General features: G+C 73.7%; 18 protein-coding genes and 1 pseudogene. 11 read left to right on the top strand and 8 right to left on the bottom strand.

Annotated elements, in window-relative coordinates; genetic code table 11:
• Positions 1 to 122: 122 nt before the first annotated feature.
• Entirely contained in the window at positions 123 to 1,232 is a 1,110-nt protein-coding gene (locus MON03_RS04310; protein WP_242090720.1) for a YlbL family protein, read from the bottom strand.
• 104 nt (positions 1,233 to 1,336) lie between these two features.
• On the opposite strand from MON03_RS04310, the gene MON03_RS04305 reads away from it, so the two are divergent.
• Complete coding sequence (locus MON03_RS04305; RefSeq protein WP_242090719.1) at positions 1,337 to 2,734, top strand: zinc-dependent metalloprotease; 1,398 nt, start codon at positions 1,337 to 1,339, stop codon at positions 2,732 to 2,734.
• Between the two features lie 120 nt (positions 2,735 to 2,854).
• Positions 2,855 to 3,658, top strand: a pseudogene (locus tag MON03_RS04300) (TOMM precursor leader peptide-binding protein); the annotation flags it as partial.
• On the opposite strand, the gene MON03_RS04295 reads toward MON03_RS04300, so the two are convergent.
• Together MON03_RS04295 and nudC are read right to left on the bottom strand one after the other, a co-directional pair.
• A complete protein-coding gene (locus MON03_RS04295) occupies positions 3,639 to 5,387 on the bottom strand; it encodes an ATP-dependent helicase (protein ID WP_242090718.1) in 1,749 nt (582 codons plus the stop codon). The pseudogene MON03_RS04300 and the gene MON03_RS04295 overlap by 20 nt on opposite strands.
• On the bottom strand, positions 5,384 to 6,319 hold the full coding sequence (nudC, locus tag MON03_RS04290) for an NAD(+) diphosphatase (protein WP_242090717.1): 936 nt from the start codon (positions 6,317 to 6,319) through the stop codon (positions 5,384 to 5,386). Before nudC ends, MON03_RS04295 begins: the two co-directional genes overlap by 4 nt.
• A gap of 95 nt (positions 6,320 to 6,414) precedes the next feature.
• On the opposite strand from nudC, the gene MON03_RS04285 reads away from it, so the two are divergent.
• On the top strand, positions 6,415 to 7,413 hold the full coding sequence (locus MON03_RS04285; protein ID WP_242090716.1) for a phosphotransferase: 999 nt from the start codon (positions 6,415 to 6,417) through the stop codon (positions 7,411 to 7,413).
• Between the two features lie 469 nt (positions 7,414 to 7,882).
• On the opposite strand, the gene MON03_RS04280 is transcribed toward MON03_RS04285, so the two are convergent.
• Both MON03_RS04280 and MON03_RS04275 read right to left on the bottom strand, forming a co-directional pair.
• Complete coding sequence (locus MON03_RS04280) at positions 7,883 to 11,227, bottom strand: ATP-dependent DNA helicase (RefSeq protein WP_242090715.1); 3,345 nt, start codon at positions 11,225 to 11,227, stop codon at positions 7,883 to 7,885.
• Positions 11,224 to 14,379 carry an ATP-dependent helicase gene (locus tag MON03_RS04275; protein ID WP_242090714.1) on the bottom strand — a complete coding sequence of 1,052 codons (3,156 nt, stop codon included), beginning with the start codon at positions 14,377 to 14,379 and terminating at the stop codon, positions 11,224 to 11,226. The genes MON03_RS04280 and MON03_RS04275 overlap by 4 nt, the downstream gene beginning before the upstream one ends.
• A gap of 168 nt (positions 14,380 to 14,547) precedes the next feature.
• On the opposite strand from MON03_RS04275, the gene MON03_RS04270 reads away from it, so the two are divergent.
• Positions 14,548 to 14,772 (top strand): DUF3107 domain-containing protein, encoded by a 225-nt coding sequence (locus MON03_RS04270; RefSeq protein ID WP_031274521.1) that lies wholly within the window; start codon positions 14,548 to 14,550, stop codon positions 14,770 to 14,772.
• Between the two features lies 1 nt (position 14,773).
• Positions 14,774 to 15,070, top strand: coding sequence for a hypothetical protein (locus tag MON03_RS04265; RefSeq protein WP_022905056.1), 297 nt, complete (start codon positions 14,774 to 14,776; stop codon positions 15,068 to 15,070).
• 94 nt (positions 15,071 to 15,164) lie between these two features.
• On the opposite strand, the gene MON03_RS04260 is transcribed toward MON03_RS04265, so the two are convergent.
• Positions 15,165 to 15,878: a ferritin-like fold-containing protein gene (locus MON03_RS04260; RefSeq protein ID WP_242090713.1), complete on the bottom strand. Its 714-nt coding sequence runs from the start codon at positions 15,876 to 15,878 to the stop codon at positions 15,165 to 15,167.
• 84 nt (positions 15,879 to 15,962) lie between these two features.
• Here MON03_RS04260 and MON03_RS04255 point away from each other — a divergent pair, with 84 nt between their 5' ends.
• Positions 15,963 to 17,435, top strand: coding sequence for a DEAD/DEAH box helicase (locus MON03_RS04255; RefSeq protein ID WP_242090712.1), 1,473 nt, complete (start codon positions 15,963 to 15,965; stop codon positions 17,433 to 17,435).
• Positions 17,436 to 17,535: 100 nt separating this feature from the next.
• On the opposite strand, the gene MON03_RS04250 is transcribed toward MON03_RS04255, so the two are convergent.
• The gene (locus tag MON03_RS04250) at positions 17,536 to 18,408 is read right to left on the bottom strand and encodes a PHP domain-containing protein (RefSeq protein ID WP_242090711.1); all 873 of its coding nucleotides are present in this window, start codon (positions 18,406 to 18,408) and stop codon (positions 17,536 to 17,538) included.
• Between the two features lie 69 nt (positions 18,409 to 18,477).
• Between MON03_RS04250 and MON03_RS04245 the strand changes: the two genes are divergently transcribed.
• A complete protein-coding gene (locus tag MON03_RS04245) occupies positions 18,478 to 19,962 on the top strand; it encodes an aminopeptidase P family protein (protein WP_242090710.1) in 1,485 nt (494 codons plus the stop codon).
• A gap of 15 nt (positions 19,963 to 19,977) precedes the next feature.
• Entirely contained in the window at positions 19,978 to 20,454 is a 477-nt protein-coding gene (locus MON03_RS04240; RefSeq protein WP_031274513.1) for a GNAT family N-acetyltransferase, read from the top strand.
• 240 nt (positions 20,455 to 20,694) lie between these two features.
• Here MON03_RS04240 and MON03_RS04235 read toward each other — a convergent pair whose 3' ends face one another.
• Positions 20,695 to 21,690 carry a general stress protein gene (locus MON03_RS04235; protein WP_242090709.1) on the bottom strand — a complete coding sequence of 332 codons (996 nt, stop codon included), beginning with the start codon at positions 21,688 to 21,690 and terminating at the stop codon, positions 20,695 to 20,697.
• A gap of 120 nt (positions 21,691 to 21,810) precedes the next feature.
• Here MON03_RS04235 and MON03_RS04230 point away from each other — a divergent pair, with 120 nt between their 5' ends.
• From MON03_RS04230 to MON03_RS04220, 3 genes are read left to right on the top strand one after another with little or no spacing between them, the layout of a single operon-like run.
• Complete coding sequence (locus MON03_RS04230; RefSeq protein WP_242090708.1) at positions 21,811 to 23,130, top strand: magnesium transporter MgtE N-terminal domain-containing protein; 1,320 nt, start codon at positions 21,811 to 21,813, stop codon at positions 23,128 to 23,130.
• Between the two features lie 34 nt (positions 23,131 to 23,164).
• The gene (locus MON03_RS04225) at positions 23,165 to 23,671 is read left to right on the top strand and encodes a DUF1003 domain-containing protein (RefSeq protein ID WP_042726902.1); all 507 of its coding nucleotides are present in this window, start codon (positions 23,165 to 23,167) and stop codon (positions 23,669 to 23,671) included.
• Positions 23,664 to 24,812, top strand: coding sequence for an Mrp/NBP35 family ATP-binding protein (locus MON03_RS04220; RefSeq protein ID WP_242090707.1), 1,149 nt, complete (start codon positions 23,664 to 23,666; stop codon positions 24,810 to 24,812). The genes MON03_RS04225 and MON03_RS04220 overlap by 8 nt, the downstream gene beginning before the upstream one ends.
• Positions 24,813 to 24,852 lie beyond the last annotated feature (40 nt).

Below are 24,852 nucleotides of genomic sequence, written 5' to 3'. Positions count from 1 at the left end.
TTGGTCGCTGCCGACAGTGAAACTGTGCGGGGACTCAGGAAGGTGATCCGGGCCTCCCGGCGGGCCGCCTGGAGGCGCGGATCGCGACGTGCGCGCACGTCGCGTGGAGCGCGTGGCCGTTCCTACGACGTGCAGCGTGCGAGCTTCGCGGTGCTCTTCCCGGACGCGATGGTCTGCAGGTCGGTGACCGCCTGGTCGAGCGTGGCGACCTTGTAGACGTCGAGCCCGTCGGGCACGTGTCCGACCACCTCGTCGCAGTTGTCGGCGGGGGCGAGGAAGATCGTCGCTCCCGCTTCCTCCGCGCCGTACATCTTCTGGCGGATGCCGCCGATCGCGCCGACCTCGCCCTGCGCGGTGATCGTGCCGGTGCCGGCGACGTGCTTCCCGCCGTTCAGCTTGCCCGGGGTGATCTCGTCGATGATCCCGAGCGCGAACATCATGCCGGCGGACGGGCCGCCCACGTCCTGCAGGGTGATCTTCACGTCGAAGGGGAAGTCGTAGCGCTCGGTGACGCCGACGCCGAGGAGCGCGGTGCCGTCCTGTTCGCGCGGGGTGACCCGGACCTGCCGCTCCTTCCCGTCGCGCTCGATCGTGATCGTCGCCGGGCTGCTCGTCCCGTGCTTCGCGACCGCGGCGCGGAGGCTCGACGCGTCGACGTCCTCGGTGAGCTGCGTCCCGTCGAAGGCGCGGATGACGTCACCCTTCTCGATCGTGCCGTCGGCGGCCGACCCCTTCTGGACGGTGCCCACCTCGAGTTCGGTCGGGACGGGGATGTCCTGCTGCACGAGGGCTGCGGCGACGGCGGACTGCTGCGACTGCTGCATGTCGGCGGTGTCCTGCTGGCTGACCTGCTCGTTCGTCGATCCCGGAGGGTAGATCGCCGAGGCCGGGATCACGGCCTCCGACTTCGTGAAGAGCGCCCGGATGACGCTCGTCCAGCTCGGCCGGTGCGTCGCGTCGCCTTGGACGCCGACGGTGAGCATGTCGAGCGCGCCCGAGGTCGGGTAGGTCTCGCGGCCCGAGATCTGGATGAGCTCGACGTCCTTCGCGTCCTTGCCCTCCCCCTGCCGCTGCGTGCCGATGGTGTTGTAGACCGGGCCGGGGACCTCGATGAGGTACGGGCTCGGCAGGAAGCTCGCGAGCAGGCCGAGCACGACGGCCCCGATGACGAACGCCCAGCCGAGCGTCCGGGCACGGGATCGACGGCGGGGCTCGGGGGCGAAGAGCGTCACGCAGGGTCCTTCCACGGGGGTGTTCGCCCTCGGCGCAGCGGTTCGGGCGTTCCCACGGGAGCGTCCCAGGTCGGTGCCCGTGAGCAGCGGTTAGCGTAGTCGCCATGCCTGATGAACCGCAGCCGGGGCCGGACGACGACTTCCAGGAGATGCTGCGCAAGCTGCTGTCCGGGGAGGGCCAGATCGACCCGTCGCAGCTCGCCGGCGCGGCCGGGCTCCCGAACGACCCGGCGTTCGTCGCGAACCTGATGAGCCAGCTCCAGCGGGCCGCGCAGTCGGGTGGGGACGGCATCGACTTCTCGGTCACCGCCGAGCGTGCGACGGCGATCGCGCGGGAGGGCGGGCACGCCGTCGACCCCGCGACGGCGCAGGCGTCCGACCAGGCCTTCCAGGTCGCCGCACTCTGGCTCGACGAGGTCACTACGGTCGCCGAGCTCACCGCCACGCCGAGCCTCTACACCCGCGAGCAGTGGGCGAAGGCGACCGCGCCCGTGTGGACGCAGATCGCCGAGCCGGTGGCCTCGAGCATCGCGAACGCCCTGACCGAGGCGATCGACCAGCGGGCCCCCGAGGAGCTCAAGGCCATGCTCGGCGACGTCTCGAAGGCGATGCGCGGTGTCGGCGGTGCCCTGTTCGCCATCCAGCTCGGCCAGGTCGTCGGCCAGCTCTCGAAGGAGGTCGTGTCCGGCGGCGACGTCGGGGTCCCGCTCCTCGACGAGCAGGTCGCCGCGCTCCTCCCCCAGAACGTCGCCGAGTTCGCCGAGGGACTCGACGTGCCCGAGGACGAGGTCCGGATCTGGCTCGCCGTCCGGGAGCTCGCGCACGCCCGGCTGTTCCGGTCCGCCCGGTGGCTGCGGCTGCACATCATCTCGTCGATCACGGACTACGCGAAGGGGATCCACATCCCCTTCGACCGCGTCGAGGAGCTCGCCGCGGACATCGACCCCACGGACCAGGAGCAGCTCCGCGACGCCCTCGCGTCCGGTGCGCTCATCCCGCCGCGGAGCCCCGAGCAGGACGCGGCCCTCGCCCGCCTCGAGACGATGCTCGCGCTCGTCGAGGGCTGGGTCGACACCGTCACCGCGGCGGCGACCGCCCGGCTCCCCCGCGCCGACGCCGTCGCCGAGATGGTCCGCCGTCGCCGTGCCTCGGGCGGACCGGCGGAGTCCGCGTTCGCGACGCTCGTCGGCCTGGAACTGCGGCCCCGTCGTCTGCGCGAGGCCGCCGCGATGTGGCAGCGCGTCACCGACGAGCTCGGTGCCGAGGGCCGCGACGCCCTGTGGTCGCACTTCGACGCGGTGCCGACCTCGGAGGACATCGACGCCCCGGACGCCCTGGTGCTCCGGCTGAAGAACCCGGGCTTCTCGGCCGAGGACGACGAGTTCGACAGGGCGCTGCAGGACCTCCTCGACGACAGCACGGGCTCGCGGCCGCGGGAGGACGAGCAGGGTCGGGTCGAGGACGGCGACGGGTCCGACGACGGGTCCGCTCCGCGGGCCTGACGTCCGGGGCCTGACGTCCGGAGGCCCGGGGGCCTGACGCCCGGGGGCCGGCGTCCGGGGGTTCTCCACAGATCGGTGCCGGTCGCCCCGGACGGCCCCGTGCTGCGGGACGGTGGGTGCATGGGCATCCGCATCGACCCGACGCTCGAGTTCGTCTGGCGCGACCCGGCGACCGTGCAGCTCGGCGTCGACCCACCGCGCGCCGTCGTCCCGGTCCCGACCACGGCCGAGGAACGGTTCCTCTGCGCCCTCCGACACGAGACCGGTCGCGATGCCCTGACCGCCCTCGCCCACGCCTCCGGGTGCCGGCCGGAGCTCGCGGCCGCGGTCCTCGCCGCAGCGTCCCCCGCGGTGGTCGACGTCCTGCCGCCGACGCGCCCACGGGTGCAGGTCCACGGCGCGGGGCCGCTCGCCGACACGGTCGCCGCCCAGCTCGAGGGCGAGGGCGTGGAGGTGCTCCGGACGCTCCCGCCGGCGGACGGCACGGGCGTCGAGCACGGTGCGGGTGCGGCGCCGCCAGCGGACGACGCCCAGTTCGCCGTCGTCGTCGCCGAACACGTCGTGGACCCGGCCCTCCGCGCAGCGTGGTCCCGCCGTGACGTCCCGCACGTGGCGGTGGTCGTCGGCGACGGCAGCGTCCGGGTCGGCCCGGTCGTGACGCCGGACGCCGGGCCCTGCCTGCAGTGCGTCGAGTACGACCGTGCCGACGACGACCCGGCGTGGCCGGTGCTCGCCGCACAGGTGTGGGGCCGCAGCGCCGCCCCGCTCGGTCCCTGGCGGACGGCCGCGGTCGCGGCGACGACGGTGGCGATCGTCCTCGCACGGGTGCCGAGCGCCACCGTCGCCCGGCAGCGACCCGACGACGACCAGGACCAGCTCGTCCTCGACCGGTCGGACCTGTCGGTCACGCGCCGGACGCTGCTGCCCCATCCGCGCTGCGCGTGTCGAGGGCTGCCAGGAACCGACTCGGAGTCCGCGTCCCCCCGCGGACCGACCCCTGTCGCGACCACGTCACCGTCACCGACCGACGGGCCCGCGTGAGGCCGACGTAGAACAGGCGGCGCTCCTCGTCGACCTCGGCGTCCGTGGTCGCGTGGGAGATCGGCAGGAGCCCCTCCGCCGCGCCCGTGATCACCACGTGCGGCCACTCCAGGCCCTTCGAGGAGTGCAGGGTGGCCAGCGTGACCGCGTCGAGCTCGGGCTCGTGGTGCGTCGCAGCGCGGTCGACCAGGTCCTGGGTGAACTGCTGCATGGTCGTGCCGGCCGGGGCGTCCTCGGCGAGGCCCATGATCGCCTGCAGCGCCTCCCACTGCTCGCGGACCGCTCCCGTCCCCTCCGGCGGGGTCGGCGTCCAGCCGCTCACCTGCAGCACCAGACCGACGCGGCGGGTCAGTTCGTCGTCGGTCTGCCGGACCGCCTCACCCCGCATGTGGTGCACGGCGAGCTTCACCTCGGGGCGGTCGAAGAACCGCGTGCCGCCCTGCACCCGGTAGGGCACGCCGGCGCGGCCGAGCGCCGACTCGAGGGCGGCGGACTGCGCGCCGACGCGGAAGAGGACCGCCACGTCGCCCCATGCGGACCCGCCGGCGACCAGGTCCGTGATCGTGCGGGCGACCGTCTGCGCCTCGTCACCGTCGTGCACGCACGCGAGGACCGTCGGTTCCGGACCGGGCGCGGTGCTCTGCGCGACGAGGTCGAGCGCACCCGGACGGCCGCGCATGAGCGTGTTGGCGGCGTGGACGACCTCGCGCGTCGACCGGTAGTTGCGCTCGAGCCGCACGACCGAACCGCGTGGGAACTCCGAGCCGAACCCGAGCAGGAACCCGCTCGACGCCCCGGCGAAGGAGTAGATCGTCTGGCTGGCGTCACCCACCACGCACACGTCGTCACGACCGCCGAGCCAGGCCCGCAGGAGCGCGTGCTGCACGGGCGAGACGTCCTGGTACTCGTCGACGACGAAGAACCGGTACTGCTGCCGGACGTAGGACGCGACCCGCGGTTCCGACTCGACCATGCCGAGCGTGGCGAGGAGGACGTCCTCGAAGTCGAGCTGCCGGCGGTCGTCCTTGAGCTGCTCGTACGAGCGCATGAGGTCGACAACCCGGCGCGGGGAGGTGTCCCGCGGCATCGTCCGGTCCGCTGCAGCGGCTTCGTACTCCTCGAGCGTCAGCATCTGCACCTTGCGCCACTCGACCTCGGCCGCGAGGTCGCGCAGCACCGGGGTGTCGACGTGCAGGCCGACGGTGTCCGCCGCGTGCGCGATCACCCGGCCCTTCTTGTCGACGAGGCGCGGTGCGTGGCCACCGACGGTGTCCGGCCAGAAGTAGCTGAGCTGCGCCATCGCCGCCGAGTGGAAGGTGCGCGCCTGGACCGTCCCCGCCCCGAGCGCGCGCAGGCGGGAACGGAGCTCCCCCGCCGCGCGGGTCGTGAAGGTCAGCGCCAGGACGTGGTTCGGCGAGTAGGTCCCGGTCGCGACCCCGTACGCGATCCGGTGCGTGATGGCCCGGGTCTTCCCGGTGCCGGCGCCGGCGAGGACCGCGACGGGGCCGAGCAGTGTCCGTGCGACCGCCCGTTGCTCCGGGTCGAGCGCGGCGAGGAGCTCCTCGGCGGACGGCCCCGCGGCACCCGCGGGCGGTGCTGCGGCGCCGCTCACGGCAGGTCCAGCGGGCCGCCGTACCACTCCTCGATGATGGCGCGGGCGATGGAGGTGCGGCCGGGCAGCAGGAGGGTGTCCCCGGCGCGCTCCCGGATCTCGTCGCGGGAGAACCAGCGGACGTCGAGGATCTCGACGCCGTCGGGGCGGGCGGTGCTCGGGTCGCCGTCGACCGCGCGGGCCCGGAAGCCGAGCATCAGCGACGCGGGGAACGGCCACGGCTGCGACCCGAGGTACTCCGGCTCCTCGACGCGGACACCGGACTCCTCCCAGACCTCGCGCCGCACGGCGTCCTCGAGGGACTCACCCGGCTCGACGAACCCGGCGAGCAGCGAGTACCGGTCCTGGTCCCACGCCGCGTTCGAGCCGAGGAGGATGCGGTCCTCGGCGTCGGTCACGCCGACGATGATCGCGGCGTCGGTGCGCGGGAAGAGCTCGTGCCCCTCGGGGTCGCGGCGGACCCAGCCACCCGTGGTGACCGACGCCGGGGAACCGGTGCGGGGCGAGAAGCCGTGCACGGCGTGCCAGTTCGCCATCGCGACCGCCTCGACCGCGAGGCCCTGGTCGCGCGCGGACAGCTCCGTGCCGAACATCCGGAGGCTCTCCCAGGCGTCCTCGTCCGGTTCGATCGCGCGTGCGGTGTCCGGGTCGACGAAGGCGGCGACGAAGCGCGTGCCGGCCGGGGCGTCGGCGGCGTCGGCGATCGCGCGGCCGAGGTACAGCAGGACGGTGTCCTCGGGGACGTCCGCGGCGGACACGAAGCGCAGCGTGCCGTCGGCGTTCCGGAGCATCTCCGAACCACGGAGCGGGAGGTACCGCGTGGCCGGGTCGTCGCGGAGCACGCGGTCGAGGTCCGGCGTCGTGCGGAACTCCGCGTCGCGGTCGAGTTCGTTCCGGGACAGGGGCAGTCTGGCGGCGAACTCGACGGTCACGGCGGAGGGCTCCTCAGATCAGCGGCTTCGGCCGGGAGTGCCCGGGTCAGCGTGGCGTGCCCGGATGGCGACGACACGGACCTACCCTGATGGGCATGGCGGGATCCCAGTTCACTCTAGCCGCGTTGGCGACGACGGCCGTGCCCGGGCTCGTCGTCACGGGGACACGCACGCTCGGCTCCGCGGCGTCCGGGGACTACGAGTCCGCGGTCCTCCGCGACGCCGACGGCGCCGCACTCGCGATCCGCCGGCCCCGCAACCAGCGGGCCGAAGCGCGCCAGTCGGCCGACCTCGTCGCGATCCGGGCGCTGAGCGCCGGGATCCGCACGCGCCTCCCGTTCGCCGTCGCCGAGTACCGCGGACAGGCCCCGATCGGGTCGACGCGCGCCATCGTGACCACCTACGTCCCCGGCGCCCACCCCGCGCTCCGCGACCTCGCCGACCGCCCCGGTCTCGCCACCTCGGTCGGCCGTGCGGTGGCGGCGGTCCACCAGCTGCCGACGAGCTTCGTCACCGACGCCGGCCTCCCGTCGCTCACCCCGTTCGAGGTCCTCCGGTCCGCGGTCTCCGTCATGGACCGCGCGGTCGCCACCAAGCTCGTCCCGGCCGCGCTCAAGGAGCGGTGGGAGGGCGCGGCCCGCGACCAGCAGCTGTGGCAGTTCACGCCGACGGTCGTGCACGGCTCGGTGGGCACCGAGGCGCTCCTCGTGGACGGCGACGCCGTGACCGGGGTGCTCGGTTGGGGCGAGCTCCGGCTCGGCGACCCCGCGAAGGACCTCGCGTGGGTGCTCGCCGGGCGGAAGGACGCGTTCGACACGGTCCTCAGCGCGTACGAGACGAACGGCGGCGGCCGTGACCGGCAGCTCGCGCAGCGTGCACGGGTGCACCACGAGCTCGAGACGGCGCAGTGGCTGCTGCACGGCGTGCAGGTGAAGAGCACCGAGGTAGTCGACGACGCGGTCGCGATGATGCACCGGTTGGTCGACGCGGTGCACGCGCCGACGGCAGCGCCGCTGCAGTCGGTGTCCCCGGAGACCATGGAGATCGGCGAGGTCGAGCAGCTGCTGTCGTCGACCGAGCGTCGGCACGGCTGACCCCGGTCGCGCTCGCGCCGAACGGTCACGACTCCCCGCTCACCTCCGGCGACCGGTCACGACCCGTCGCCCCGGACGCCCGCAACCGACGGTTCGTGACCGCCCGGCGACCTGCACACGGCACGTCGTGACCGCCCGTCGGCCGGCGCACGGCATGGCGCGACCGGCGCGGGTGTGGGCATCACCAGTCCACTGGACGGTCACGACTCCCCGCTCACCTCCGGCGACCGGTCACGACCCGTCGCCCCGGACGCCCGCAACCGACGGTTCGTGACCGCTCGGCGACCTGCGCACGGCACGGCGCGACCGCTCGTCGGCCGGCGCACGGCACGGCGCGACCGCTCGGCGACCTGCGCACGGCACGGCGCGACCGCCTGGAGGCCCGGTGCCGGTCCCGGGGCCGGCACCGGGCCTCCAGGCGGTGCCGACGCGCGCAGGGAGCCGCACCGCGGCTCGCCGCAGGCGGGCCTCAGCCGATCGCCTCGCGCCACGCCCGCTCGAGGCCTACCCGGTCGAGCAGTTCCGTCGGCCGCACCTCGAGGTCGTCCGCGACGAAGTAGAACACCGCGTCGACCTCGTCCAGCGGGCGGCCGGTGAACTCGGCGTAGGCCACACGGTAGAGCGCGAGCTGCAGTTGCCGCGCCGCGAGGTCGTCCTGCCCGGTGGGCGCCTTGCCCGTCTTCCAGTCGACGACCTCCGCCCGACCGTCGATCTCGTAGACGGCGTCGAGCTTGCAGATGATGCTGTGGCCGAGGAACGGGATGTGGATCTCGCGCTCGACCTCGATCGGCGTCCGGTCGGCCCACCGTGACCGTGCGAAGGTCTCCTGGAAGGCCGCGAGCCGGCGGGCGTCGTCATCGGTGACGGGTGCTGCGACCGAGGCGTCGGGCAGGTCGTCGGCGTCGAGGTCGGCTTCGCCGTCCCAGAGGTCCAGCACGTCCCCGCCGAGGGTCTCGAGCGAACCCCCGGACCTCGCCCGCTGTTCCACCCACTGGTGGAACAGCGTGCCGAGTCGCGTCGCCCGGTACGGCCGCTCCGGCATGGGTCGGCGGAGCCGCTCCGCCACCGTGTCCGGCTCGGCGAGGTAGTCCTTGAAGCCGGACGCGGGCACTCGGTGCGGCACGATGACGGTGTGTCGCGCGCTGCGGACCGCATCACGTTCGGCGAGGAGCAGGTCGATGTCGGCCGCGAACCGACCGGCAGCGCCCGGGTTCGCGTTCCGCACACGCTCGGCTGCCGCCAGCACGCGGGCCTCGCGGTGCCCGAACGGCAGGTGCGGCCACGACTGGGTGGCGCCCGACTCCCCCAGCGGGTCGTGCTCGTGGTGCGACTGCTCGGGCACGGCACCGGCCGGCAGGACGCCGGCGACCGTGAGGTCGGCGAGGTACCGGCTCGGTGCGGTGGGCTTGACGCCGCCGGACCAGAACGACCCCGACACGAGGAGGTCGTGCCGCGCGCGGGTCAGCGCCACGTAGGTGAGTCGTCGCTCTTCGTCCTCGTTCCGGGCCTGCACCTCGCCCTTGAACGCGTCGATGGCGTCACGAACGTCCTTCTGGGTCTCCTGTCCGCGCCACGCGAGCCGCGGGAGCTCGTCGGCGTCCCCACGGAACTCGTAGGGCAGCCGGCCGAAGCCGATCCACCCCGAGGAGCCCTCTTGGGGCCGCGCCGGGAGGCCGCCCTCGACCATCCGCGGCACTGCGACGGCGTCCCACTCGAGCCCCTTCGAGCCGTGGATGGTCAGGATCTGGACCGTCCCGGCCTCCGGCTCCTCGGAACGCGGGCCCATGTCGTCCCGGCGTGCCGCCGCGTCGATCCACCCGAGGAAGGCTCCGAGGTCCGCGCGGTCGTCGGTCGCGACGAAGCCGGCGAGCTCGTCGAGGAAGGCGTCGAGGAACGCCTGGCTCCCCTGCTCGTGCGCCGCGACCTCGATGTCGAGCCGCATCTCCTGCACGACCAGCGTCACGAAGTCGACCAGGTCGCCGCGTGCCCGCTGCCGGAGCGCCTGCAGCTGCTGCCCGAGGGCGCGCATGCGCTGCCGCCCGGCCGGGGTGATGCGGTCGAGCGCGCCGTGCTCGTCGGGGGCCGTCGCCACGAAGTCGAGCGCGTCGACGACGGACCCGTGCTCGCCCGCCGCGACCGAGGCCCGGAACGCCGCCGTCAGGTCGTCGTCGAGGCGCTGCTGGGTGTGGTCGCGGCCGAACAGCCACTTCGCGAGGTCGTGCAGCGCCGCGATGTCCGCCGCGCCGACCCGCCACCGGGCTCCGGCGAGCAGCCGGATGAGGTCGTTCCCCGCGGCCGGGTCGTGGAGCACGCGCAGGCACGCCACGAGGTCGACGATCTCCGGCCGCTGCAGCAGCCCGCCGGTCCCGAGGACGTGGAACGGCACCCCGAGGTCGCCGAGCGCCCCGGTGAAGGCGGCGAGGTCCTTCCGTGCGCGCAGCAGGAGCGCCATCGACGCCCGCGGGTCCCGCTGACGGTGTGCCCGGAACCACGCCGCCACCGCTGCTGCCTCCTCCGGCAGGGTCTCCGCGAACACGACCTCGACCGACCCGTCGTCGGCACCCGGACGGGCTGTGAGCCGTTCGACCGCGACCTCCGACGCCTCGGACAGCGGCGCGACGACGGCGTTGGCCGCGGCGAGCACGTCCACCGGGTTGCGCCAGCTCGTCGACAGCGGGAACGTCACCGGCGGCTCGGAGCCGGCGGAGCCGAAGTCGCGGGGGAAGCGTCCGAGGTTCGCCGCGCTCGCCCCGCGGAAGCCGTAGATCGACTGGTGCGGGTCGCCGACCGCCATGACGGGGTGCCCCTGGAACAGCCGAGCGAGGAACCGGGTCTGCACGACCGAGGTGTCCTGGTACTCGTCGAGGAGCACGACCCCGAAGCGCCGACGGAGGTCGTCGACCACCCGCGGAGCCGACTCCGCCGCGGCGAGCGCCAGTGCGATCTGGTCGGAGAACTCGACGAAGCCACGGTCGACCTTCTGCCGACGGAACCGCTCGACGAGGTCTGCCAGGGGCTCGAGCCCGCCGACCGCGGCGACGGCCTTGACGACGTCGGCGTACGGCTTGCCGCGGTTGCCCGGCAGCTCGAGCACCCCGGCGAACTCGATCGCGAACCGGCGGAGCTGCTCGGGCTCGACGAGGTGCTCCGACGCGGCCCCGGCGAGCGCGACGACCGCCGCCGTGATCGTGTCGACGTCACGGTCGAGCCCGGCCAGCCGGTCGTCGCGGGCGTCCACCACCACCCGGCGGGCGAGCTGCCACGCCGAGGGCTCGGTGAGCACCTGCGATTCGCCGTCGCGACCCACGAGGAGCGCGTTCTCGCGGAACACGGCGTTCGCGAAGGCGTTGTAGGTCGACACCGTGGGCGCTTCGAAGGCGTCGCCCGGGGTGATGAGGCCGACCTCCTCGAGCGCCCGGATGCGGTCGTTGATGCGGACCGACAACTCGCCGGCGGCCTTGCGTGTGAACGTCAGGCCGAGGACCTCGTCGGGGCGGACCATCCCGTTCGCGAGGAGCCAGACGACCCGGGACGCCATCGTCTCGGTCTTGCCGCTCCCGGCGCCGGCCACGACGAGGGCCGGCGCGAGGGGCGACTCGATGACGGCGCGCTGCTGCGCGGTCGGGCGAGGACGGCCGAGGGCATCGGCGATCACGTCGGCGCTGCGGGGCACCACGGGGGCGTCTGCTGGCGGCTGCACGGCACCGATCTGCTGGCTGCTGTCCTGGTCGGTGCCGGCCGGCTCGGTGCCGGCCCGGTCGGCGACGGCAGCGTCTGCGCCGGCCCGGTCGGTGTCGGCTCGTTCGGTGCTCACCAGGTGACCTCTCCGACGACGTGGATCCGGCACTCGGCCCCGGTCCGGGACTGCTCGCAGTGGTCGTCGACGTTCGCGAGGAACGTGCGGCCGGCCATCCCCCGCGCCACGGCGTGCAGGCGTTCCCGGTAGGCCGCTCGGCCCTCCGGGTCGAACGCGTGCTGTGTCCGCTCCGAGTAGGCGCGGTCGCTCCTGGCGTTCTGCACGAACACCAGCCGGGCGTCCGCCATCGGGGACCCGGCCGGGATGCCCTCGACCGCGCCGTCCTCGACCGCGAGCTGGTAGGCGCCGAGCTGCGGGTGCTCGGGCATGTCGTTCTTCTCGCTCGGCATCGATCGGCCCGTCTTCAGGTCGACGACGCTGATCCGTCCCTCCGTGTCGACCTCGATCCGGTCGATGCTCCCCCGCATCCGCGCCGGACCGGTCACCAGGGAGAACGAGGTCTCGGCGCCGAGGAGTCGGCGTCCGGCCGCGGCGAACGTCCGGAGGTAGTCGCTGAGCCCCTCGATCATCCGGCGGGTCCGGGCGCGCTCGCGGTCGGCCACCCACGGCGACTCGAAGGTGAGCTCGTCCCACCGGGCGTCGACGTGTGCCCAGAGCGACTCGACGTCGACGCTCGTGGCGTGCTCCATCGCGTCGTGGACGATCGTGCCGATGCCCATCGCCGGGCTCGGCGCCGATCCGCCGAAGGTCTGCACGAACCAGTGCACCGGGCACTCCTCGAACGTGCCGATGCGCGACGGGGAGACGGCCACGGTCGGCGGGACCACGGGACCGCCCTCGTACTCGGGAGCCGGCTCCGCGTCGAGGTCGACGAGGGGGGCGTCGGTCGTCGGCTCGGCCAGGCCGTACCAGTCGTCGGGAGCCGCACCGGGCACCTCGGCGGCGGCGAGCCGGGCGAGGGCGGAGGCGGCCTCGTGGTCCCCGGAGGCCACGACGCGCCGCCGCAGCGACCCGGCGAGTCCGCGGAGCGACAGGGGGTGGACGGACGCGGCCCGGTCCGGCGGCACGGGGACGAGCCGGACGAACGGGGAGGGCGATTCGTCGTCGTTCGCGACCGTGCCGATGACCACCTGTGTGGTCGCGCGGGACACGGCGCGGGCGAACAGCCGGAGCTCGTCGGCGATCACGGCCGCCAGGTCGTCCACCGCGGTCCGTTCGCTGCCCTCGGCCGCGCGGACGAGTCCGTCGGGGTCGAGCAGACTGCCGCGGACCCGGGTGTTCGGCCAGACGCCGTCCTGCAGTCCGAGGACCACGACGACGTCGCACTCGAGCCCGACCGTGGCCGACGGGGTGAGGACCCGGACCCGGCCGGCCGTGCGGTCCGGGCCGATGGAGTCCTCCGGCAGGTCGGCGTCGAGCAGGTCGTCGACGAACACGCGGGCGGGGGCGTCCGGGGTCCGCTCGACGAAGCGCTTCGCGGCGGTGAAGAGCCCGACCACGGCGTCGAGGTGTCGGTCGGCTTCACCGGCGCCGACCCCGCCGGCCTCGGACTGGGACCGCCAGACCCCCGCGAGCCCACTGCGTTCCCACAGACCCCAGAGGATCTCCTCGATGCTGGCGTCCGCCGTGGCGTCGGCTCGTGCCTGGACGAGGCTGCGGGCCAACCGGGTCGCGCGCCGGGCGAACCCCGCGTCGATCGTGGCCAGGCGTTCCGGTGCGCCCAGTGCCTCGACCAGCAGCTCGTCGGCGGAGCGGGCACCACCACCGGCCAGTTCCTCACGGCGCAGGGCGAGCCGCAGCCGACGCATCGCGAGCGTGTCGAGGCCACCGAGCGGCCCCGTGGCGAACGCGGTCGCCAGGTCGGCGTCGAGCGGGAGCACGCCCAGGGCGACGGCGGCCGCGTCGAGGAGCGCGCGCGCTGCCGAGTCGTCGCGGACCCGCACCGGCGCGGCACCCGCGGTGGCGGGGACCTCGGCCACGGAGAGCGCTCGGACGAGCTCGGGGATGGCCGCTCCGCTGCGCGTGACGACGACCATCCGGTGCCACGGGACGCCGTCGAGGAGCCGGTGTTCGCGGAGCCGACGGGCGATCGCGACGACGAGGGCCGCCCGGCTGCTCCCCTGCACGTGCACGACCGCGTCCGGGCGGGCGTCCGCGGCCGTGGCGACGGCGGTTCGCTGCCGTCCGGCGGCCGCGGTGCCGATCCGCGCCGTGATGCCGGAGACGAGTGCGCGGACCGGCTCGGCGTGGCGGTGCACCGTCCCGAGGACGACCTGCTCGACGTCGGCGACCCCGAGCCGCGCGCCGAGACGACCGAGCACGTCGGGCACCGCGCCGCGGAAGGCCGACGCGGCGATGTCCGGGTCGCCGAACGCGACGACCTGCACGCCGGACCGCGCGAGGGCGCCGAGCAGCGCGATCTCGCCCTCGACGAGCTCCTGCGCATCGTCGACGACGACCGTGCGGAGGGCTGCCACGGCCGGCGGCACCTCGCCCCGGAGCACCGCGGCGGTGGCGTAGGCAACGAGCTCGGCCGCGTCGAGGGCGGTCGCGCGGAAGGCGGTCAGCGCAGCGCGGTAGCCGTCGACGAAGTCCCCGACAGCACGCCACTCCAGACGGCCGGTGTCGTCGCCGAGCTCGCGCATGTCGTCCGGTTCGATGCCGGCGGCCACGGCGCGCATCATCACGTCACGCAGCGCCGTGCGGAACCCGGCGCGCTCGCGCACCACGGCCGTGATCGGCTCGGGCCAGTCCGGACCGGTGCCGTCGGTCTCGTGCCCGGCGAGGAGGTCCGCGATGATGCGGTCCTGCTCGCCACCGGTGAGGAGGGTCGGGACGTCCTGGCCCTGGGCCACCGCGGCGTGGGCGACCACCTGGAACGCGAGCGAGTTCACGGTGCGGGCGAGGGCCCCCGGGACCACACGGTCCACCGCGGCCGCCAGACGGTCACGGAGCGCCGTCGCTGCGGTCCGTGCGGACGTGAGCGCGAGCACGGTCGCGTGCCCGTCCGGCGAGACGGCGTCCGCACCGCCCATCCGGCCGGCCACGAACCGCGCGAGGGTCGTGGTCTTGCCGGTCCCCGGCGCACCGATCACGGCCGCGTGCCGACCGACGGGCAGCGCCAGCACGGCCGCCTGCGCCGGATCCGACGTCAACGCGCGCGCGACGGCCGCGTCGTCGGTGGTGGGCGTGAGCGTCGTCCGGGGCACGCTCGAACGGTACCCACGACGACCGACACCGGCGGCCCCCGACACGGACGGCCGGGGAGCGCGTCCGGCAAGTCGGTGCGGGGCCGCGGACGCTCGTGCACGCAAGGCTGCCGTGCGCTCGCGGCGAACGCCCGGAGCAAGCCCGGGGCACCCCGCTACGCTGAGGTCGTGGACATCAAGATCGGCATCACGAACAGCCCGCGCGAGATCGCGTTCGAGAGCGCGCAGACCGCTGACCAGATCGAGCAGGCGGTGTCGGAGGCCCTCACGGCGAAGGCCACGCACCTGTCCCTCCAGGACGAGAAGGGCCGTCGGTTCATCGTGCCGGTCGCGTCACTCGCCTACGTCGAGGTCGGCGCGGAGGAGTCTCGTCGCATCGGCTTCGTCGCCTGACGTGGAGCTCCTCTTCGCCGTGCTCGGCGGCCTCCTCGTGGGCGCCGTCGTGCACGTCGTGCTGCCCTGGCGGACGAGCCGGGGCGCGCTGGTCGGGCCCGTCGTCGGCGGGGTCGCCGCCGCGGTGCTCTGGGAGGCCCTGACCTGGGCGGGCTGGCCGTACGACGGCGGGTGGATCTGGGTCGTGGCGCTCCTCGGCTCCGGGGTCGTGGCCGCCGTGGTGGCATGGGTGCTCGGCCGTCGCCGGCGGGCTGCTGACGAGGCCTTCTACGAGCGGGTCCGCGCGAACGGCGCCTGAGCCCGCAAGAGCGGCTCCGCACGAACCGCGGCCGAACCCGCGCCGAACGGGCCCACGCGAACCGCGGCGCAAGGTCGACGCGCGTCCGCGCCCGTCAGGCCGTGAGTCCGAGCGCGTCCATCCGCCGGCTGTGGGCCGCGATGAGCTCGGTCCAGACCGGCTCGAGTCGTGACTGGTCCTCGCGGGCGTGCGACGCGAGCGCCGACCGCGCCACGAGCAGGGTGTCGCCGACGAGCCGCCGGCCCCACATCGCGAGCCGGGAGCCGACGCGCGGGTCGTCCTCGATGTGCGCCGTGAGCTCCTCGACGACCGCCGCCTCCTCGCGCGCGTCGAACACGGTGCGGAGCCGCTGCCGGACGTCGATCGGCAGTGAGCGGAGCAGGCTGTCGAAGAGGTCGTTGAGGATGCCGGCGGTGACGTAGCCGGTGAGCATCGACTCGTACCAGTCCGCGCCGCTCGTCCGCTCGAGGAACCGGTCGATCGCCTCGCGGTGCGGCGCCATGAGCTCGGCCGGGTCCTGCCCGATGCGCTCGATCTCCGCGACGATCGTGCGGTGTCGCTCGAGGGCGGTCGTCGCCAGGACGCCGGTCACCAGGCGACCCGAGAGCGTCGGCGCCGTGGCACCGGCCCGCCCCATGGTCTCGTACATCGACAGCTGCAGGTACGCGGCCTGGCCGAGGTAGACGTCGAGCTCGGGGCTGACGTCGTCGAGCTGGAGCCGCTCCCCGGACGCGTTCTTCGGGTTGCGCGACGCGAGCCACGCAGCCGCGAGCTGCGCGGCGCGTTTCCGGTTCCACCAAGACACCACGCCAGCAGCATAGGGGGCCGGACCCGGGACCCCGGTCGGCGTCGGTAGACTGGGCGGGACTTCCACCAGGACTAAGGTGATTCTTTGACTTTCGCAGACCTCAACATCGAGCAGGACATCGTCGACGCGCTCGCGACGAAGGGCATCATCGAGCCCTTCCCGATCCAGCAGCAGACGATCCCGCTCGCCCTGACCGGGCAGGACATCATCGGTCAGGCCAAGACCGGTACCGGCAAGACCTTCGGCTTCGGCCTGCCCCTCATCCAGCGCCTCGGCACCGACCCGGAGCACGGCGTCAAGGCGCTCGTCGTCGTCCCCACGCGCGAACTCGCCGTGCAGGTGACCGAGGACCTCGAGCTCGCCACGTCGAACCGGTCGACCACGATCGTGTCGATCTACGGCGGCAAGGCGTACGAGGGCCAGATCGAGCAGCTCAAGGCCGGCGCGCAGATCGTCGTCGGCACCCCGGGTCGACTCATCGACCTGCAGCGCCAGCGCCTGCTCGACCTCTCCCACGTGCAGGAGGTCGTCCTCGACGAGGCCGACCGCATGCTCGACCTCGGCTTCCTGTCCGACATCGAGCGGATCTTCCAGGCCGTCCCCGACGTCCGGCACACGATGCTGTTCTCGGCGACGATGCCGGCGCCGATCGTCGCACTGGCCCGCCGCTTCATGAGCCGCCCGGTGCACATCCGCGCCACGGACCCCGACGAGGGTCTGATGCAGGCGAACATCAAGCACGTCATCTACCGCGCGCACTCGCTCGACAAGGACGAGGTCATCGCCCGCATCCTGCAGGCCGAGGGGCGCGGCAAGACCGTGATCTTCACCCGCACGAAGCGCGCCGCCGCGAAGCTCGTCGAGGAGCTCAAGGACCGCGGGTTCAACGCCGCGGCCGTGCACGGCGACCTCAACCAGGAACAGCGCGAGCGCGCCATGGCCGCCTTCAAGGCAGGCAAGCGCGACGTGCTGATCGCGACCGACGTCGCCGCCCGCGGCATCGACGTGGACGACGTCACGCACGTCATCAACCACACGATCCCGGACGACCCGGACACGTACCTGCACCGCGCCGGCCGCACGGGCCGAGCGGGCAAGACCGGCATCGCGGTGACGTTCGTCGACTGGGACGACCTGCACAAGTGGACGCTCATCGACAAGGCGCTCGAGTTCGGCATCCCCGAGCCCGTCGAGACCTACTCGTCGTCCCCGCACCTCTTCTCCGACCTCGACATCCCCGCCGGGACGAAGGGTCGCCTCCCCGGCGCGTCGGCGCACGCCGCGTCCGCCGGCACCGCCGAGACCAAGGGCGGCGAGCGGCAGGGCGCGTCGCGTTCGCGTTCGCGCAGCCGGACCCGGTCTGGAGGCTCGGCGCCGGCCCGCAGCGAGCAGTCGGACGCGCAGGCTCCCGCGGCCGCACCGGCCGAGGGTGGCGCTGACGAGTCCGCGACCGGTGACGGCGCCGCCAAGCGCCGTCGTCGCCGCCGTCGCCGCAGCGGTGGCGGTTCGTCCGAGGCGACCGCCTCGGCACCGCAGGCAGCCGGCGAGGGCGAGTAGCGCCTCCAGGCCGAAGGGTCCGTCGCACACGCGACGGGCCCTTCGTCGTCCCCGCCCGCCGGAGCAGCCGGCGCGGAGGTGGGCTGCGAGGCGGCGCGGGTCAGGACAGGCGCGCGCCCGGGCCGGACACCGGCGCGGAACCGGTGGCCTCGCCGACGATCGCGTCGAACGCGACCAGGGCGGTGCGGTGCTCGCCGAGCCGGTTCGGCTTGCCCGTGCCGTGGTAGTCGCTCGACCCCGTGACGAACAGGCCGTACCGCGTGGCCCAGTCGAGCAGCGTGCGCTTGCCGTGGGACACGTTCTCGCGGTGGTCGACCTCGAGCCCGCCGAGTCCGGCGTCGACGAGGGTCCGGAGCGCGTCCTCGTCGATGACGATGCCGCGCGAGGACGCCGCGGGGTGCGCGATCACCGGCACGCCACCGGCAGCGCGGATGAGCTCGACGCCGCGCAGGGGCGAGGGGGCCTCGTGCGGCTCGTAGTAGCCCGACGCGGGGTGCAGGATGCCGCGGAAGGCGGCACTGCGGTCCGACTCGAGACCGCGGGCGACCAGCGCGTCGGCGATGTGGGGCCGCCCGATGGTCGCGCCGTCGCTCGCCTGCGCGAGCACGTCGTCCCAGGTGAGCGGGTGGTCCTCGCCGATGCGCTCGACCATGCGTCGGGCGCGCTCCAGCCGACCGTCGCGGATCCGCGTCGTCTCGGCGACGAGGCCCGGGTCCGTCGGGTCGACGAGGTAGCCGAGCACGTGCACGCTGCGGTAGCCGACGCGCGTGCTGAGCTCCAGCCCCGGGAGCAGTGTGAGCGGCAGCTGCCGGGCGGTCGCGATCGCCTCGTCCCAGCCCGCCGTCGTGTCGTGGTCGGTGAGGGCGACGCCGTCCAACCCGGCGGCCGCCGCGGCCCGCACGAGTTCGGCAGGGCGCTCGGTGCCGTCGGACACGCTCGAGTGCGTGTGCAGGTCGATGAACGGATCGGGCACTCCTCAATGCTATCCACAGGTGAACGCGCGCACAGGCCACGGACCCCGGGACGGTGCGAGGATGGAGCCATGGCCGACACCACTCCCCGCGCGACGAGCAACCGTTCCACGACTCCCGGGTCCTCGACCTTCAAGGACTACATCGGGTCGCAGTGGGCCGAGCGGGAGCGCCCGCTCCCGGAGCCGCGGGAGCAGGCCGCGTACGCCGCCGCGCGCCGCGCCCGGATCTCCGAGCTGCACCCTGGCCGCACGATCGTCGTGCCCGCCGGGCAGGCGAAGGTCCGCTCGAACGACTGCGACTACCCGTTCCGGCCGCACTCCGCGTTCGCGCACCTCACCGGCTGGGGCACCGACACGGTCGTCGGGTCCGTCCTCGTGATGACGCCGAACGGCTCCGGACACGACGCCACACTGTACTTCCGGGCGACGGCGGGCCGTGACTCCGAGGAGTTCTACGCCAACCCCGAGATCGGCGAGTTCTGGGTCGGGCCGCGCCCCTCCCTCGCGGAGGTCGCCGCAGACCTCGGGCTCGACACGGCCGACCTGGGCGACCTGGACGCGGTCGTCGACGGCCTCGACGCCACTGTGCTCGTGGTCCGCGACGCCGACACCGAGCTGACCCGCTCGTTCGACGACCGCTTCGGCAGCGTCGTCGGCGGCGCCCCGGAGCAGGACGGCGCCCCCGCCACGGAGGACGTCCTCGCGCGCGACCTCTCCGAGCTCCGGCTCGTGAAGGACGCGTACGAGGTGCACGAGCTCCGCCAGGCGGTCGCCGCGACCAAGGCCGGGTTCGACGACGTGATCGCCGACTTCGACGCGGTGCTCGCGCACCCCCGCGGCGAGCGCATCGTCGAGGGCACCTTCAACCGCCGTGCCCGCGCCGACGGCAACACGGTGGGCTACGACACGATCGCGGCGTCGGGGCACCATGCGTGCATCCTGCACTGGACCCGGAACGACGGCGCCGTGCAGCCGGGCGACCTCATCCTCATCGACGCCGGCGTCGAGGTGGACTCGTTCTACACGGCCGACATCACCCGGACGCTCCCGGTCAGCGGCACCTTCACGGACGTCCAGCGGATGGTCTACGAGGCCGTGCTCGAGGCAGCCGACGCAGCGTTCGCGATCGTCAAGCCGGGCATCACCTTCCGTCAGGTGCACGCCACCGCGATGGAGGTCATCGCCCGCAAGACCGCGGAGTGGGGCTTCCTGCCCGGCACGGCGGAGGAGTCCCTGCAGCAGGACAACCAGTTCCACCGCCGCTACATGGTCCACGGAACGAGCCACCACCTCGGCCTCGACGTGCACGACTGCGCGAAGGCCCGCCGCGAGATGTACATCGACGGGATCGTGCAGCCGGGGATGGTGTTCACGATCGAGCCCGGCCTGTACTTCCAGCAGGACGACCTCACGGTGCCCGAGGAGTTCCGCGGCATCGGTGTCCGCATCGAGGACGACATCCTCGTGACCGAGGACGGCGCCGAGAACCTGTCGGTCGGCATCCCCCGGACCCCCTCGGAAGTGGAGGGGTGGATCGCCCGCTCCGGCCGTTAGCCTGAGCGGGTGACCATGCCCGAGCACACGCCGACGACGGACGACCTCGACATCGAGGTCGAGCACTTCGACTCCCCGGACGCCCAGCGACTCCGCGCAGCACAGCGTGTGGAGATCGACCGTGCGTACGGGCAGGACACCGAGCCGGGCGAGAAGCCCACGGCGGACTCGATCGCGGTGTTCTTCCTCGCTCGTGACGCCTCCGGTACGCCGCTCGGCTGCGGCGGGCTGCGGATCGTGGAGGACGGCATCACCGAGATCAAGCGCATGTACGTGCGGCCGGAGTCGCGCGGCGCCGGGGTGTCGACGGCGATCCTGCGGCGGCTGGAGGAAGCCGCGCTCGACCTCGGGTCACCGGCGCTCGTCCTCGAGACTGGCACGGAGCAGAAGCGGGCGATCGGGTTCTACGAGCGCGAGGGCTTCACGCGGATCGCCAACTTCGGCCCGTACGCGGGCGTGGCGACCTCGATCTGCTACTCGAAGGTCCTCTGACCCGCGGGTCCGCGCGTCCGTGGGTCCGCGGGTCCGTCTCCGGCAGCGCGCGTGCGGCTCTGCGTTCGGTTGGTCGCACGACGTGCCGCTCACGTCCGCGCCCGGCGACATCCATCGCGACCAACGCGCGCCGGGCACGGCACGTCGTGCGACCGACGCACACCGGGCACGGCACGTCGTGCGACCGACGCGACAGCGCCGCTCCGCCGACCGCAGGCCGCCGTCATCGACGAACCGAACTCAGGACCGCGGCGACTCCTCGTCACCCGTACGGCGCTCGTCGTCCGAGGTTCGACCCGACTCCGGCGCCGACGCGGGGGTCACCCGCTCGCCGAACTGCGGCGGCGCATCCGGTCGCGCTGCCGGAGCACCGCCAGCCGGGCCCGACGCCGCCGGGTCGTACCGGGGCCCGTCGTTCGTGCCGTACCGCGGCGGCCCCGAGGGCGCTTGCGGCGCTCCACCGGCGGCACCGGGACCCGACGACCCGGCCGCCGACCCTCCGGCGCCGGTGGACGGGGTCTCCCCGTAGCGCGGACCGTCGTTCGTTCCGTAGCGCGGCGCGCCCTGCTGCGGGCCGCCGGCCGACGTGCCGGGGTGCTGCGTGCCTCCAGGCTGCTGGTGCGGCGTCGCGTGCCCGCCGTACGGGGACGGCTGCTGACGCGGCTCGGGGCGCCACGGCTCCTGCCGCGGCGTCGGCGCGCCCTGCGACGAGGACGGCGACGACGCCGAGGTCCAGTGGGTCGAGGGGGTGGCGCCGAACTGCCCGAGGATCTGCTGCGCCTGCCCGGTCAGCTGCGGGTCGACCACGATCTGGTAGTTCGTGGCGAGCACCTGGTGCACGCTCGTGAAGTCGCGCTGCCGCTTCGTGATCGCGAACGAGACGATGCCGTAGAGCATGCCGAACGCGGCACCGATCAGGGCTGCGGCGAAGAAGAGGCCACCGGCCTGCGGCGAGAAGAGGGTGAGCACGATGCCGAAGAAGAACCCGAGCCAGAGGCCGGACAGCGCTCCCGCGATGGCGGCGCGCCCGTAGGTCATCTTGCCGGTGACGCGCTCGACGGTCTTGAGGTCGTTGCCGACGATGGCGATCTTCGCGACCGGGAAGTCCGACTCGGCGAGCTTCGCGACGACGCGCTGCGCCTCCGGGTAGCTGTCGTAGGTGCCGAGGACGTCGCCGCGCGGCAGTGTCGGGAATGCCTGGGCCGTCCGGCCGCCGAAGGGGCTCTGATTGCTCACACAGCCATCATCCACCGGACACCTTGCAATCGCACGTGCACTCCCAGGGAGGCCGCCGACCGGCGCCCCGACGACCGGGGCTCCACCGACCCGGGCCCACCGACCGACTACGCTGGACGAGTGAGCGCCACGAAGGTCTTCGTCGCCCGCCTCGCCGGGTGCTCCGTCTTCGACCCCGCGGGCGACCGCGTCGGCCGCGTCCGGGACGTCCTCGTGGTCTACAGACGGGTCGATGCCCCGCGGGTCGTGGGGCTCATCGTCGAGGTCCCCGGCAAGCGCCGCATCTTCGTCTCGGTCGGCCGCATCACCTCGATCGGAGCCGGGCAGGTGATCACGACCGGGCTCGTCAACATGCGCCGCTTCGAGCAGCGCGGCGGCGAGGTCCGGGTGATCGCGGAGATGCTCGGCCGCAAGGTGCTCATCAAGAACCAGCGCATCCGGGCGACGATCGAGGACGTCGCGATCGAGGACCGCGGGCAGGGCGACTGGGAGGTCTCGCAGCTCTTCCTCCGCAAGCCGAAGACGACACCGTCCCCGTTCGGCAAGGGTCCGACGACCTTCGCGTCCTGGAACGAGGTCACCGAGGACGAGCTCCCTGGTGAGGCCCAGTCCGCCGAGCACGTCATCGCCGCCTACTCCGACCTGCTGCCGGCCGACCTCGCGTCGACCCTGCTCGACCTCCCCGAGGAGCGCCGCTTCGAGGTCGCCGAGGAACTCCCGGACGACCGGCTCGCCGACGTCCTCGAGGAGATGCCCGACCAGGAGCGCATCGAGATCCTCAGCCGTCTCGAGGACGCCCGCGCCGCCGACGTGCTCGACCAGATGCAGCCCGACGACGCCGCCGACGTCCTCGCCCAGTTCCCGGACGACCGCAGCGAGGCCCTCCTCCAGCTCATGGAGCCGGAGGAGGCCCAGGACGTCCGCATGCTCCTCGAGTACGAGCCCGACACGGCCGGCGGTCTCATGACGACCGAGCCGGTGATCGTCTCGGCGGACGCGACCGTGGCGGAGGGGCTCGCACTGGTGCGTCGGCACGAACTCGCGCCGGCCCTCGGCGCGAGCGTGTGCGTCGTGCTCCCGCCGTACGAGCCGCCGACCGGCCGGTTCCTCGGACTCGTGCACTTCCAGCGCATGCTGCGCTACCCGCCGAACGAGCGGCTCGGCACGCTCATCGACCAGCAGACCGAGCCGGTCCGGGTCGACGCGAGCGCCGCGGAGGTCACGCGCATCATGGCGACCTACAACCTGCTGTCCGTCCCCGTGGTCGACGACGCCCACCGACTCGTCGGGGTGGTGACGATCGACGACGTCCTCGACCACGTCCTGCCGGACGACTGGCGAAGTCAGGGCGAGGGGGAACCCTCACCACTGCCACGCCAACGCTCGCGCAAGACGACCGTGACCACGGGAAGGAGGACCACCCTTGGCCCGAACGGATGACACCCGCCAGGAGCGCCTGGACTCCCCGAAGGGCATGCGCACCCGCGTGCTGCCGACGCGCCGTCGCGGCCGTGGCGACACCTTCGGTCGCGCCACCGAGGGCATCGCTCGAGCCATGGGCACGCCCTGGTTCCTGGTCGGCCTGACCCTCTTCTGCGCGGTCTGGATGGGCTACAACACCCTCGCGCCGAAGTCGTGGCAGTTCGATTCCGCCGCGATCGGCTTCACCGCGCTGACCCTCGTGCTGTCGCTCCAGGCGTCCTACGCCGCGCCGCTCATCCTGCTCGCGCAGAACCGGCAGGACGACCGTGACCGCGTGCAGTTCGAGCAGGACCGGCAGCGCGCGGAACGGAACCTCGCGGACACCGAGTACCTCGCCCGCGAGGTCGTCGCGCTGCGCCTCGCGATGCGGGACATGGCGTCGAAGGACTTCATCCGCGCCGAGCTCCGGTCGCTGCTCGAGGAGCTCGACCGGCGCGACGCCGACGGTGCCGGCCTCGCCGGGTTCGCCGACGAGGCCGGTTCCGGCGCGCGTGGCTGACGACGAGCAGCTGGGCGGCGCGGTCCTCGCGGCGCTCAGCCGGGTGATCGACCCCGAGATCCGTCGGCCCGTCACGGAGCTCGACATGATCCGTGGGGTCGACGTCCAGCCGGGAGGCACGGTGCGCGTCGACCTGCAACTCACGATCACCGGGTGCCCGGCCGCCGACACGATCGAGCGCGACGTGCGCGCCGCCGCCGGGTCCGTGGACGGCGTCACCGCGGTCGACGTCGACGTCTCCGTGATGTCCCCGGCGACCCGCGCCGCCCTCACCGACCGGCTCCGGGCGGGTCGCCCGCGCGGCGCGCAGTTCACGCCCGACTCGCTGACCCGGGTGGTCGCCGTGACGAGCGGGAAGGGCGGCGTCGGCAAGTCGACGGTCACTGCGAACCTCGCGGTCGCGCTCGCAGCACGGGGACAGCGTGTGGGCATCGTCGACGTCGACGTGCACGGCTTCAGCATCCCGGGACTCATGGGCCTGACGGACGAGCACGGCGTGGCTCCCCGTCCGACCCGGGTGGACAGCATGATCCTGCCGCCCGTGGCACACGACGTGAAGGTCGTCTCGATCGGCATGTTCGTCGACGACGTCTCGACCGCCGTGTCGTGGCGCGGGCCGATGCTGCACCGGACGGTGTCGCAGTTCCTCACCGACGTGTTCTTCGGCGACCTCGACGTGCTGCTGCTCGACCTCCCGCCGGGTACGGGCGACGTGGCGATCTCGGTCGGTCAGCTGCTCCCCCACGCCGAGGTCCTGGTCGTGACCACCCCGCAGGCCGCGGCGGCCGACGTCGCCGAGCGCAGCGGGATCGTCGCGCGGCAGACCGGGCAGCGGGTGATCGGCGTCATCGAGAACATGGCCGGACTCGTGCAGCCGGACGGTTCGGTGCTGCACCTGTTCGGCGAGGGCGGTGGCGACGAGACCGCGGCCCGGCTGTCCCGCGGCCAGGACGCCCCGGTGCCGGTCCTCGGCCGGGTGCCGCTGTCGGTGCCGTTGCGGGAGGGCGGGGACTCCGGTGTGCCCGTGGTGCTCGGCGCGCCCGACGACCCCGCTGCCGTGGCCCTCACGGCGATCGCGGAGCGGTTGACCACGATGGGCCGCGGGCTGGCGGGGCGGAAGCTCGGATTGTCGGTCGGCTGAACCGCGCCCGGGGTCGTGCTGCGCGCACCGGGGTCGAGCG

Source organism: Curtobacterium sp. DN_7.5, from assembly GCF_022655355.1.
Taxonomy (GTDB): Bacteria; Actinomycetota; Actinomycetes; order Actinomycetales; family Microbacteriaceae; genus Curtobacterium; species Curtobacterium luteum.
This window is presented reverse-complemented; position numbering and strand designations above follow the sequence as displayed.

Coding starts and splice junctions, on each gene's coding strand:
- MON03_RS04305 (WP_242090719.1), top strand. CDS start 1,337: ATGCCTGATGAACCGCAGCCGGGGCCGGACGACGACTTCCAGGAGATG.
- MON03_RS04240 (WP_031274513.1), top strand. CDS start 19,978: ATGCCCGAGCACACGCCGACGACGGACGACCTCGACATCGAGGTCGAG.
- MON03_RS04225 (WP_042726902.1), top strand. CDS start 23,165: ATGCGCACCCGCGTGCTGCCGACGCGCCGTCGCGGCCGTGGCGACACC.
- MON03_RS04245 (WP_242090710.1), top strand. CDS start 18,478: ATGGCCGACACCACTCCCCGCGCGACGAGCAACCGTTCCACGACTCCC.
- MON03_RS04285 (WP_242090716.1), top strand. CDS start 6,415: ATGGCGGGATCCCAGTTCACTCTAGCCGCGTTGGCGACGACGGCCGTG.